Raw genomic sequence first — 12,932 nt, 5'->3', positions numbered from 1 at the left:
AATGATTAAACCCGTCGTGCGGTGAGACGCAAATCACTCGAAACCCTGTTTCATGAAAGCTCTAGCCTCGCACTAACGGGGCTTCCCAAGTTTTTCACCTACTATCTAACAACCTTCTTGTAGCAGGGTGCGTTTTTGAAAGAACGGCGTTGGATTTGTTGTTGAACAGTAAGCTGTTGATTAGCCTGTCCAACAGAGTTACCGACTCCGACGACTCCGGTAGCTTGATTAGAGCCTTGGTAGCTGCCTTGATCTTGGCTTACAGATGTCCCGCATCCTTTTTTAAGGTTGCCAACTTGTTGCTGGATAGTTGCTTGCCCACTGTGCTGATAAACGCTATTGAAGTCGCCAATCACAGCAGATTCTTGGTTAGACTCTTGCACACTTGATTGTGATTGACCTGCTCTTGCTGATAAGGCAGAACCTGTCAGAGCGATCGCAGACAGTAGACCAATAACAACAGTTCTTTTCAACATTTTAGACTTCCTCTATCTTGGTTTACAGAGTCTAGAAGCACGAGGGATCAACTACAAAACTTCAACGTTTAGCGGAAGCTATTTAGAAAGTAGTTAATGCCAAGCTTTTCTGTCCTCATGTGCAAGAAGACGGGCCGCTTTTTTCTTAAGTTCCCCAGTTTTCAAGTAATTAATAGACTAATTCGCAAAGCTTTTGAATAAGAAAAATCGCACTTCTTAAATCTATTATGAAGATAACAAATATATATTTATCAGTGGCGTAAAAGATGATAGAGAAGAGATTTTTATTTCTGCTTTTAGTGAAAGCTTCAACAAACCAGATCCAAAAAACATCCAGAAAACGCTTGTATATTTATGCTCAGTAATTAGACTTTGAACTCTCTAAGGTTGTTCTTACAAGTAGCAAGTGTTTAGATTCAATCAAATGAAAGAATGTCTGAAGCTACTCTACAGCAAAGGTTAGAGCGCTAAGTTTCCCCCTCTCTTCTTCTAAAAATGAAGGTTAAGGACGTTTTTGATTCGCTTCATAAGGAGGACTTTCTATTTAGCTTGACTCAGATATTTAGAAACTTTCAGCTTACTATTGCTAACAGTTATCAGATATGGTATACGCAGAAATATCTCTGTAAGCGCATTAAGATATAGTTAGTTAAACCAAACAGACTGAACCGAGTTTGGTCAATATCTATATGAAGAGAAAGAGATTTATATCGGTAGAAACTAACCTCGATCGCTCATCTCTAGAAAAGTGATTATTCTAAATTCAAGAGACTGTCAAATGAAAATCTCTTCGACAAATTTCATAGATTTACGATGTAAAAAACCAAGGTAGATAGAATCTAAGTATTTTGTATTTTTTAAGGAATACCAATAATAAATTGCTTGGCTGAAGAGGTTAAAACCTAATTTTTGACAATTACCAACATATTAAATGGGGCACCGAGCAACTTTGGGCGCGATACCAGAGAGGCTACTCATCGTGTTGTACTGCAAAAGCTATCTCACCTTTGATCTGCTGAGTGGGTTGTTTGATTTCGCCCACCCCTGTACCTGCGGTTGAAGTAAGCATTGGAAGACGGGGCATTGCCAGAGCGAAAAGTGTGTAGCAATGGTGAATGATAGTCAGCGGTTAACCTACAAACATACTCATGTTCGGCTGAAGGGCTACAACGTCGTCTATATGATCGACCAGAATCGCGTATCTGATTTCAATGATCGCTTCATGCTCACGATGGGTGAGTTAGAAAATTTCTACTAAGAAGCGTCTCAACTACAATAAAAAGCAGGTTGGATATAACTTCTAAAGCATTTTACAAAGGAATAAGCAGATTAATGCTGTCAGATAACTCTGTTAGTTCCCAAACGCACGTTCGCTCTGGAATGAGGCAGTCAATGCTTCGGACTGGTCATCAGCAGACAGCACGGTTATGATGATTGGCAATTACACGATCTTAATTATGTCTTAATTGTGTGATCTTTTGGCTCTAAAATGAGCAATAATAGTTCATATACACAATTCCTCGTCCTTGCTCATCCTGCTAAAGACAGACTTTATTGTTTCTTGTGATATTAGACTACTCAGAAATAATAAAGATACCCTTATTCTGGTCAGTTTGAAGGCTTTTTCAGTAGTTGAATTAGTAAGTTGAACGCTTACCAGAGATCGCACAAAATAAGTGTATATCAAGCGGCAATTTTTGAATGTTTCATCAAATATTTAAGCAAAAGGTCTAATTGATTAAGAGTATTAATTTGCTATTGGCATATACCGGGAAAAGAATAATGATTGGACTCATGGAAACTACGCAGTTTCCCTCCCCGGATCGAAGAGCTTTTTACATCTTTACAGTAGACTTACGCAAAAGTAGCTAGCTCACAACCTGACTGATGCTTTGAGTCTCACCAATTAAACAAACGCCACAGTTCCAAAGGATGCCGCCTAGCCTACCCAGCAAATATGGTGCCTCCTTCCCGTAACGTTTAAGGGACGTATTTATTGTTGTGGCATTGTTGCTTCAAATTGAAAGCCAGCCGTTCTTAACCAAGCAACCTAAGATACAGGTTTCAACTCCTTAGTATTTTGTCTGGAAAAGCGGTTCGCAACCTACAGCCTGAAAGTATCGTCAAATAGTCCGTCCCAGGTGGCATGTTTGAAGTGAAGCCTCAGAAATGATGGCGGAAACAGGACTGTCAGGGCTGAGATGGTTTATTCTCAGAAGTTTTGAAGCTTACTGACCCGACAAGAATCGACGAAGCTAGTCGATTAGTAGTGAGAAAAATTGCTCAAGAGTCAACTCTACCCGGCTTTCGACCATTTTTTAAGAAGATTCCTGAAAATGGGCTGCACTCTAATTGTGCAGATGTTTCTTCCTACTTCCGACTACTTGACGGATGCCATGAGGCGAGTTTCCAAGCTTACCATTGCGCCTGGGTGACTACTTCAGTCTCGTACCGAATGGTCACAACATTCATCAGATGAGAAACCAGGCGAGTCACAGCTAACCTATTACATAGAGGAAGGTTGAGTGCAAACTACAACTACACAAGAGGCTTTAGAGCCGAGTCCAAGTGTTCCAGTACCTGAGAAGAGGTCAATAGCAAGACGATTTTTGATCGCGTTTAGCTTCTTTTCTGTAGGAGTTGGTGCGATCGCCATGGGTGGATTGAGCATTTGGTCACGCGCTGGTCAATTCACAATCGACAATGCGATCATCAATGCTCGAATTATGCGAGTTCGCGCCCCGATCCCTGGGCAGTTCAACGCGGTCTACACTACTCCTGGGATGCAGGTTAAAGCAGGGCAAATTCTCGCTCGCATCAAGCCCAACATGCAGCAAGCGCAATCGATCACCGCCCTAGAAGCAGAGCGCCAAGCCAACCTCGCTCAACTCACCGCCGCCGAACAGGCACTCGCTCAAACCCAGCAGCAGATTGCTCAACTCAGACAAACTGGAACGACGGTTGTCGCTGCCGACTCAGCGATCGCAGCAGCCGGAGTGGAGGCAAAGCGTTCTGATATTGATGAAGCTCGTGCAGCCGTTCATCAGGCCCGGGCTGTCCATCAGAGGTACGCCAGCCTCGCTGCGGATGGTGCGATCGCTCAGTCCGTTGTTGATGAAAAGAAGTTGGGCATAGACACCGCAGAAGCAGCACTCAAGCGGGCGGAAGCCACCTTGCAACAGTCTCAAACTGCGTTAAACGCGACCCAATCAGGCACCCAATCTAGCGCCTCAGGACTGAGTGTTTCTGATCAGCAAGCGCAACTTGGACAAGTCATTCAAACTCAATCAAGTTTGATCGCAACGCTAAAAGCGCAAGGAGATCGTCTCAATCAACAGTTGAGCCAACTGCAATCTCAGTTCAGCGACAAGCAAGATTTTGTGGTGTCAGCCCCTTTTTCTGGCGTGATTTATAGCGTTACTAGTGAACAAAGTGAACAAGTCAACCAACTAGAACCCGTCATGACGATATTAGATTGTCAAAACCTGTGGGTTGAAGGGGTTGTGACTGCTCAACAGGCTAGTCAAATTAACACCCGTCAGTCTGTGCAAGTCAGTTTGTCTGGAGAAAGCCCTCCTTTGAGCGGTACGGTGGAGCTAATGCAAGCAGTCGGGAACACTCCCGTTCCATCAGCTAATTCTCAAGGTACTGATCATCTTAACGTCACTCAGCTACAGGCGTTGACACCTCCAATCAAAGCTGATTTGGCGGGACAAGCATTGATGCGGGTGATTGTTCGCATCCAACCAACCGCGAAAGTAAGCCAACCCCAGGAGTTTTGTGGAGTTGGACAAATTGCCCAAGTGACATTCACCAAAAAGTCACTAAGTTTTTAGGGGATCTCTACAAACGATCTGACCGAAAGGGTGGAGCGATCGCATTCAGCCCACCTTCGCAAATCAGGCGTTCAGTTTTTTCGGCGACAACGGCAACAACGGCAACCCTTATTGAGGCTGTCCCGTTTTAGCCTGCGAGTTTCGGAAGTTTGTGGACAAGTTTGACCGTCCACACGTTTAACTACTAGACAAATTCAGGAGCAGTTAATGAAGATTTTGGTTTGGGGATTGGGTTATGTCGGCACGGTTGTATCAGCTTGCTTTGCTGAAATGGGACATGAAGTGATTGGCGTTGAAACCAATCCGGAGAAAGTAGAAGTATTCAATTTAGGACGTAGCCCCATCAAGGAACCTGATTTGGATCAGTTAATTCAGCAAGGCATTGATGCAGGACGACTAAGAGCAGTGACTTCTGGTAGAGAATATGTGAACTGGGCAGATGTTTCGATGATATGTGTGGGGACTCCCTCTGCGCCCGACGGCAGCCCTGTATTGGACTACATTGAGAGTGTCGCCAGGGATATCGGTAAAGGAATGCGAAACAGCGATCGCTATCACACTGTTGTTCTCCGCAGTACGGTCTTTCCCCATGTAACGCGCACCCAGTTGTTGCCGTGGCTAGAAAAATATGCTCAGAAAACCTGTGGTCAAGATTTTGGTTTAGCAATCAATCCGGAGTTTCTGCGCGAAACGACAGCAATCAAAGATTTCTATGCGCCGCCTTATACGGTGATTGGTGAGCTAGACGATCGCTCTGGTCAAACGGTGGCAGACCTGTACACCAGCATTCAGGCTCCGATCTATCGCATTGGCATCGAAGAGGCTGAACTGATCAAAGTCGTAAACAACTGCTTCCACGCCCTCAAGATTGGCTTTGCAAACGAGATTGGTCGCTTGTGTGGGCCCCTTTCTCTGGATGCCAACGTAGTTATGAACATTGTCTGCGCGGACACCAAACTCAACATTTCCGCCGCCTACCTGCGCCCCGGTTTTGCCTTTGGAGGCTCCTGTCTGCCCAAAGATTTGCGATCGCTCACCTTTAATGCCCGTCGCTTAGGCAGAACTTTGCCTATCATGGAAGCGGTTCTCCCCAGCAACGAGCTTCAAATTGAAGCGGCTCGCCTCAAGATTCACGAACACAATCCCCGTAAAGTCGCAATTCTGGGTCTAAGCTTTAAGACTGGCACCGATGATCTGCGCGAAAGCCCGGTAATCAATCTGATTCGTCAGCTTTGGGAAGACGGCGTAGAACTGGCAGTCTATGATCCCGATGTGCAGCTAGACCGCATGGTAGGAGCAAATCGTGCTTACCTCGAACGGCAGCTACCTCAAATTCCTCAGATTCTCAAGAGTGATCTGCACGAAGCACTTAGAGGTGCACAGGTGGCTGTGATCACCAAGGATCTTGACTCTCTACAAGGGTTATTAGGTAGCACAGCGATCGTTGATCTTGCTCACCTCAGCGAGATTGTCTCTGCTGACCCCGAAGCGGTTTCTATTGCAGTCGCTGACCCTGAAGCAGTTTCTGTTGTCGTCGCTGATGCGGAAGCAGTTGCGGCCTGAGCCACTCAGTGTATACACAAGTTCTCTGCAAACATCGCTCCGTTTCAGGCGGCTTCAGCCCCCTAAATCCCCCAAAACTGGGGGACTTTGAACCTTGTAAATTTGCTGAAAAGTGGGAAGTCTCCCTGCTCAAAGTCCCCCAGTCTGGGGGATTTAGGGGGCGAAGCGTTCAGCGATGACTGATCGAAAGACTTGTGTGTACACGGTAGCCCCAAAAGGAGAGGGAACAAAACTTTTGGCTCTCTTCGCCCCAGGGAGAAGAGTTGGCGAGGGCTTCGTTCCACTTCGTGAGGAGAGCAATTCATTCCTCAACTAAGCAATGCCAACAATGAGTATCTGGGAGAAGACGATAGTGTTCGCTTTCAGACTAACGCTTGCATCCAAGGAGCTTGACAATGCAACAGTCTCTAGAGTCTAGAAGATTTCAGAAGCGGATTCAGCAGGGGTTGAATCTACTTTGTCTGCTGCTCCTCTCAGCTTTGGGGCTGTGCGGTCTTTATCTATTGCGCGATCCCGATCGCATTCAACAAGCCGGATTTTGGGCCGTTGTTAGTGCAGGTACATTGGGAACTTGGCGCTGGTCTTGGTTTGGGCTACAGGCGATTCGTTCTCGCTTGTATGTGTACTGGGTCTTTCCTCAGTGGCGCAAACGGGCGAATCGGATGGATCAGCAGGAAGTACCCTCGGTGGGCATTGTGGTGCCGACCTTTCGAGAAGAACCTTGGATTACAGAGCGAGTATTTGGCGCGATCGCTCGTGAAGCTCAAACGCTTTCTAAACCGCTCACCCTGGTCGCTGTGACCACCGCCGAAGAAATGATTGCGATCGCCGAAGTTTTGCGGTCGATCGATCCCGATATGCGAATGATTCACTATGTGCCGCTGCTCGATCCTGCAAGAGGAAAACGGGGGGCATTAGCGATCGGGCTACGGACTCTAGCGCAGCAGTCTTCTCGCCCTGACATTGTGGTCTTGATGGATGGAGATGCCATCATTTCAGAAGGTGCCGTGCGAAAGTGCTTGCCGTTCTTCAAGCTCTTTCCCAAACTGGGCGGACTGACAACCGACGAGAAAGCAACCGTTGATGGCTCTAAAGTTTTTGGAGAGTGGCTAGACTTGCGCTTTGCTCAACGTCACCTTTACATGTGTTCCCATTCCCTCTCGCGCAAAATCTTGTGTCTGACAGGTCGATATTCGCTCTATCGTGCCGAGGCTGCTTTAGATCCTTCTTTTGCAGATTTACTAGAAAATGACACGCTTCAAGATTGGTTATGGGGCGAGTTCAAGTTTCTATCGGGGGATGACAAAAGCACTTGGTATTGGCTGCTAAGAGCCGGATACGACATGATCTACGTTCCAGATGTGATGGTGGAAACCCTGGAAACCGTGACTGGAAATGTGCCGATGCGAATGTACCAGAATATGCGGCGCTGGTTTGGCAACATGCTGCGAAACGGAAGCCGAGCAATGGCGTTGGGCCCGGCGCGAGTCGGTGCATACACCTGGTATTGTCTCTTAGATCAGCGCATTAGCTTTTGGACTGCCCTAGTTGCACCGACCTTGATGCTGATTTATCTTATTCAAGGCAACTGGATTGGCTTAAGCTTGATTGTCAGTTGGATTTTGTTTACTCGACCGCTCCGGCTATTAGTATATCAGTGGCAGCGAGAAGCCATGCTCAAGCCGATTCATGTACTGCACGAACTGCTGTCTCAGTGGAGTTCTTCGCTGGTCAAGATTTATACGCAAATGAATCTGGCGCAACAAAAGTGGTCAAACCGAGGCAATCAAAGTCGATCGGTCGCCGGAACCGGACTCAAGCGCTGGATGAAGCTGGGAACTTCTCGATTTTTGTTAGCTGCTCAAGGATTTACCTTTGTGATTGCGCTGCTTTGTCTCGTAGGCTATCTTTCTCCCCAAGTCGATATTCAAGCTTGGTGGTGGAGGCAACACCATCGCACCGTTGAGCAACCCATACAAATTCTGCAAGCCACGGACTATGGGGTGATCTCCAATGATGATCTCGATGATGCCCCGGCTCTTCAGAAACTGTTCGATCGCTTGCCCCCTCAAGGACGCATTCAAATCAATCTACCCCCCGGAGAACTTACTCTTTCGCAACCATTAGCGCTGCATCGAAGTCAGACGGCTCTCAAAGGTCAAGGACAATCCCGCAGCATTCTGCATTTAGTTGCAGGTGAACCAGGTGCGATCGTCATGATCTCGCCGCCCAACAAAGCACAGCCACTAAAAGACATAAAACTTTCTCATCTAACATTGCTCAAAGACTCTACAGAAGACGCTTTTCTAATGGTGAAACGGGTCAATCAAACCTGGTTCAGCAATCTGCAATTTCAGGGTAGCGGCACTCATGCGCTGATATTACAGGAGGTCAAGGATACCCATTTAGAATATCTTGCATTTGATGGAAGCTTTACTCAGGCCCCGATCGCTTGGCGCAATGTGACTCCGGCTGAAGCCCCGATCGTCTCTTCTAGCTCTTTTCCATAAAGCAAAGCAATCTACTCAAAAAAGAGCCAAAACCTCTTGTTCCCTCTCCTTGGAGAGAGGGCTAGGGTGAGGGCGGAGTATTCATGCAGGAAGTTTAGCCTTGTATCCTTTCTTTCTTGGTCACACCTATGGTTATCTCACCCTCCAATGCAACTTTTTCTAGTCTCACTAATACAGACCTGACAACTGCTGGGTTGCTGACCTCTGGGCAATCGTCCCTGCTGCAAACGCCTCTCACCCAGAGCAGACTTGCCGCCGCCGCTAGCCCGATCGCTGATAACACGCTAGAAACTGCTCAGGATCTCGGTACATTAGACAGTAAAGTATCGCTCACCGATGCAGTAGATAGCACCGATCCCGTAGATTTTTTGAAGTTCAGTCTCGGCACTTCTGATGCAGTTAGCCTGTTCTTGAATGGCTTGAGTGCAGGCTACACAGTGGATCTATTGGACAGCGCAGGAACCCTTCTGCAAAGCTCAACCAACAGGGGCACGACTTGGACACTCAACTCCTCAACCACAGGCGGGTCGGTCACGTCTTCCCTCACAGCAGGAACTTACTATGTCAAAGTGACTCCTGCTACCATCACCGGAAACCCAACTTATGCTCTTCCGGGTTCCTACACAGTAAATCTACAACGCCATAATGCACCCAACACCGTTACGGTCGCTGCCAGCAACTCCAACAACCGCGAACTGGCTGATTTTGTGGCATCAGGCACGAATGATCAAGACATCATTGAGCAAGCGATCGCTCAAGTCGGCACTCAGGGCGGCGGAACCATTCTCCTATTAGAAGGCACCTACAATATCTCAAACAATCTGGAAGTCCTCTATGATAACGTCACCCTGTCTGGAGTGGGTTGGAAGTCAACTTTGAGATTGGTCGATAATGCTCAACTAAGAAATGCCGGATTGTTACGATCAGCTTTTCCGAGTGAGGCGCAAAATATTCAGAAGCCTTTCTTCTCAAACCAGAACTTTCTGCATCTATCACTAGATGGCAACAAAGATGGCGGCGCAAGTTTTGAGAACAGCTATGCAAACTTTGGGACTTATGCCGACAGTAGCTTTGTCGATATTCGGGCACACGACTTTGCCCACTATGGGTTTGACCCTCACGAAAACTCCGATGCGGGTGTGCCCACCGTCCGGTTAAGCATGGTCGGAAACTTGGCGGATCACAATGGAGTCGATGGATTGACGATCGACAATTGTCTCGATTCTACCTTCAGCAGCAACATCATTGATGCCAATGGTCGGCATGGAATCAACGTGGTAACGGCTTCTAAAAACAACTTAGTTAGAGGCAACATCGTCACCAACAATGGGGGCGTTGGTATTATTGTTCAGCCAGGTAGCGAAACGAGTAGAGCCTCTGATGCAAACCGTCTACTCAACAACACCATTCGCGATAATCAACTATCTGGTATCTTAGTTCAACTCTCCAACGAGACTGAGATCATAGGTAACATCATTCAAGGCAGTGGTGAGCATGGAATTCGCCTCAGAGGAGTCAGCAACTCTACCGTTTCCAACAACCTGATTGCTGATAACGGTCTTTCCCTGACCAACAAGTTCCACGGAATTTACATGGATGATTATGTAGGCACAAGACCTGAAACTCCTGCCTTTGTGGCCTCTACGCGCAACCTGGTAAAGAACAATACTATCCGTTCTCTCACAAACAGCCACCGCAACGGAATTGCCGAACGCAGCGTCAGTGATGACAATAATACTTACCAGGACAACCTCATCACAGGCACGACCAGAAGCCCGATCGTCGTGCTTGCGCCCAACTCCAAAATTATCACGACTCCTGTTGTTGTGACACCCGTAGATGTCACTCCTCGCCCAACTCAAACCGGAGCAGCTAACCCACTCTCAGACAACACCCTGGAGACTGCGGTTGATCTCGGTGCAGCAGATCGTCTGCAATCAGTGACAGATTTCGTCGGCAGTAGTGACCCGCTCGATTATTTCAAATTCAGTCTAGGAGTTTCTGATGCGGTGAGCGTGTTCTTGAATGGGCTGAGTGCAGGATACCGCCTGGATCTGCTCAACAGTGCAGGAACGATTCTGCAAGACTCGACGAACAGTGGCACTGTTTCAAATAGCAGTTCCTCAGCGACAGGAGGTTCGGTCACATCGTTCTTAGCGGCAGGCACCTATTACGTCAAGATCACACCTACTGCCATCCTTGGAAATCCTGACTACGCCCTTCCGGGTTCCTACACCTTCAATCTAATGCGCCACAACGCTCCTAACACCGTTACGATCTCCGCTAGTAACTCTGTAAATGCAAATCTGGCGGACTACATAGCGACAGGCACGGCTGACCAAACTGTCATTGAACAAGCGATCGCAAGCCTGGGATCAAAGGGTGGTGGAACAATTGTGCTAATGGAAGGCACCTACAATATCTCCGACAATGTTGAAGTGCTTTATGATAACGTCGTCCTGACGGGAGTTGGCTGGAAATCGGTACTGAGATTGGTCGATAATGCCCAGCTAGAAGATGCGGGACTGTTGCGATCGGCTTATCACACCGAAGCAGAAAACCAAGTCAAAACCTTCTTCTCAAATCAGCACTTCCGGCACCTGTCGCTAGATGGTAACAAAGACGGTGGCACCAGTTATCAGAACAGCTATGCGAATTTTGGCACCTATGCAGACAGTAGCTTTGTCGATATTCGGGCACATGACTTTCCTCACTATGGATTTGACCCTCACGAAAACTCGGCGGCGGGTGTGCCTACTGTCCGGCTGAGCATGGTTGGGAATCTGGCGGATCACAATGGAGTCGATGGATTAACGATCGACAATTGCCTCGATTCCACCTTCACTCACAACATTCTGGATGCCAATGGTCGGCATGGAATCAATATCGTGACGGCTGCCAAAAATAACAGTGTGAGAGACAACGTCGTCACTAACAATGGTGGCAATGGAATTACAATTCAACCCGGTACAGAAACTAGCAGAACCTCTGACGCAAACTCTATTGTTAACAATGTGATTCGCGGCAATAAGCTGTCTGGCATCTTAGTTCAACTGGCTGCTAACACCAAAGTTGAAGGCAACACGATCGTCGGTAATGCTCAACACGGCATTCGTCTGAGAGGATCAACCTTCACGACGATTACTAGCAACACCATTGCCGACAACGGAACCGCAGCACCAACCACTTACTACGGTATCTATCTGGATGACTTTTCTACAGGTGGAGTCAAGTCATCTACCAACAACTTAATTCGGAACAACACCATTCGCTCTACCACAAACAGTTACCGCAATGGAATCGCCGAACGCAATATAAATAACGATTACAATGTCTACGAAAGCAACACAATTTCAGGATTTACGAGAACAGCGATCGCCCTCCTTGGCACCAACTCTAAGATAATTACCTCGCCTGTAGCACAATCCCTGATGAGTAACGACTCAAGCAAAACACTCAACTCCTCGGTAGTGCCATTTGAGTAAAGACGGAGAAAAAAGGGCATTGCTAAGTTCTGAGGTTCACTATCATCCCCAACCCCTCTACTGACCAGCGACTTATCGGTTGTGGAGCTACTTAAGGGTTCCCCGTCTAATCTGTTGATACCCGGCAGAGTCTAGTAGCAAAATTACGGCTCCGGGAAGGCTCAACAGCCAACTTAATGCGGTAATAGTTAGAGAAAGTAGGAGGGCTTGTTCTGCGGTTAACCCTACGCGACTAAACAAATAGACCCACAAGCCTTCTTTGACTCCTAACCCTCCCAATGAGATAGGAAGCAGCGTGACGACCACCACGATCGGAATGAAAACGAGCAGTTCTAAGTAGGAGACCGGAATTTTAAGCTGCTGGGCAACGAGATAGTGGTAGTACACGATCGCTAGCTGGAGTAACAGGGAAAGCCCCATAGACAATGCCAGAGCGCGACGGTGTTGAGCGAACTTTCTTAAGAGGATTTGAATTTTGGCAAAGCGATCGGCGACTCGCCCCAGCCGAAATTTTTCTAGCCAAGGCTCAATCCATATCAGTAGTTTAGGACTCGATATGAGTAGAACTGCTCCCACCAGTGCGCCAACGCAGGACATAAATAGCAGAATAATATCCCAACGTCCTACTAAGCGAAAGGCGGGCGGCAATCCTAATACGGCAAGAGCGGAGAGTGCTGCCAAACCTGTGAATCGTTCCAGAAAGACGGAGACTAGGGCGACTTCTGGATCTTTTGTGATCTGAGCAACCCGGTAGACTCGGTAAGCATCCCCTCCCAACGCGCCGGGAAGAAAGATGTTGAGAAACATTCCCGCGAAGTAGCTGCTGAGTAGATGGCTCATCGGAACGGAATGATTGCTGGATTGAAGGACAACACTCCAGCGTAAGCAACTTAACCACTGACAGCCTGTGTAAAAGAGCAGCGCAAGCAGAATAAACTGCCAGGAAAGGTGCTGAAACTGAGTCCAGGCTTGATGGAAGTCGATTTGAGTTAAGACAAAAACAAGCAGTGCTAGGCTAACAATTGTTTTCAGAGCGGTGACTGGCTTTAGTTTCACTGGCTT

7 protein-coding genes are annotated in these 12,932 nt (G+C 47.4%); 5 read left to right on the top strand and 2 right to left on the bottom strand.

What is annotated here, in order from left to right:
* Positions 1 to 101: 101 nt before the first annotated feature.
* Positions 102 to 476: a hypothetical protein gene (locus ACJ2PR_RS13305; RefSeq protein ID WP_446857866.1), complete on the bottom strand. Its 375-nt coding sequence runs from the start codon at positions 474 to 476 to the stop codon at positions 102 to 104.
* Between the two features lie 1,108 nt (positions 477 to 1,584).
* Between ACJ2PR_RS13305 and ACJ2PR_RS13300 the strand changes: the two genes are divergently transcribed.
* The 5 genes from ACJ2PR_RS13300 to ACJ2PR_RS13280 all read left to right on the top strand — a co-directional run bounded on the left by ACJ2PR_RS13300 (position 1,585) and on the right by ACJ2PR_RS13280 (position 11,870).
* Entirely contained in the window at positions 1,585 to 1,734 is a 150-nt protein-coding gene (locus tag ACJ2PR_RS13300; RefSeq protein ID WP_446857867.1) for a hypothetical protein, read from the top strand.
* A gap of 1,267 nt (positions 1,735 to 3,001) precedes the next feature.
* A complete protein-coding gene (locus ACJ2PR_RS13295; protein ID WP_446877355.1) occupies positions 3,002 to 4,312 on the top strand; it encodes an HlyD family secretion protein in 1,311 nt (436 codons plus the stop codon).
* A gap of 207 nt (positions 4,313 to 4,519) precedes the next feature.
* Positions 4,520 to 5,875, top strand: a complete 1,356-nt coding sequence (locus tag ACJ2PR_RS13290; RefSeq protein ID WP_446877354.1) for a nucleotide sugar dehydrogenase — start codon at positions 4,520 to 4,522, stop codon at positions 5,873 to 5,875.
* 395 nt (positions 5,876 to 6,270) lie between these two features.
* Positions 6,271 to 8,385 (top strand): glycosyltransferase, encoded by a 2,115-nt coding sequence (locus ACJ2PR_RS13285; protein ID WP_446877353.1) that lies wholly within the window; start codon positions 6,271 to 6,273, stop codon positions 8,383 to 8,385.
* Positions 8,386 to 8,513: 128 nt separating this feature from the next.
* Positions 8,514 to 11,870 carry a right-handed parallel beta-helix repeat-containing protein gene (locus tag ACJ2PR_RS13280; protein WP_446877352.1) on the top strand — a complete coding sequence of 1,119 codons (3,357 nt, stop codon included), beginning with the start codon at positions 8,514 to 8,516 and terminating at the stop codon, positions 11,868 to 11,870.
* An 87-nt stretch (positions 11,871 to 11,957) separates the two neighbouring features.
* Here ACJ2PR_RS13280 and ACJ2PR_RS13275 read toward each other — a convergent pair whose 3' ends face one another.
* A complete protein-coding gene (locus ACJ2PR_RS13275; protein ID WP_446877351.1) occupies positions 11,958 to 12,926 on the bottom strand; it encodes a lysylphosphatidylglycerol synthase transmembrane domain-containing protein in 969 nt (322 codons plus the stop codon).
* Positions 12,927 to 12,932: the final 6 nt, after the last annotated feature.

The organism is Phormidesmis sp. 146-33 (assembly GCF_052939515.1).
Note: the sequence above shows the minus strand (reverse complement) of the source record. Positions and strands in the feature narration are given on the sequence as shown.

What these genes read in the sequence shown, in the direction of transcription:
- ACJ2PR_RS13305 (WP_446857866.1), bottom strand. Translation starts at nt 476, where the DNA reads ATGTTGAAAAGAACTGTTGTTATTGGTCTACTGTCTGCGATCGCTCTG.
- ACJ2PR_RS13300 (WP_446857867.1), top strand. Translation starts at nt 1,585, where the DNA reads ATGGTGAATGATAGTCAGCGGTTAACCTACAAACATACTCATGTTCGG.
- ACJ2PR_RS13290 (WP_446877354.1), top strand. Translation starts at nt 4,520, where the DNA reads ATGAAGATTTTGGTTTGGGGATTGGGTTATGTCGGCACGGTTGTATCA.
- ACJ2PR_RS13285 (WP_446877353.1), top strand. Translation starts at nt 6,271, where the DNA reads ATGCAACAGTCTCTAGAGTCTAGAAGATTTCAGAAGCGGATTCAGCAG.
- ACJ2PR_RS13280 (WP_446877352.1), top strand. Translation starts at nt 8,514, where the DNA reads ATGGTTATCTCACCCTCCAATGCAACTTTTTCTAGTCTCACTAATACA.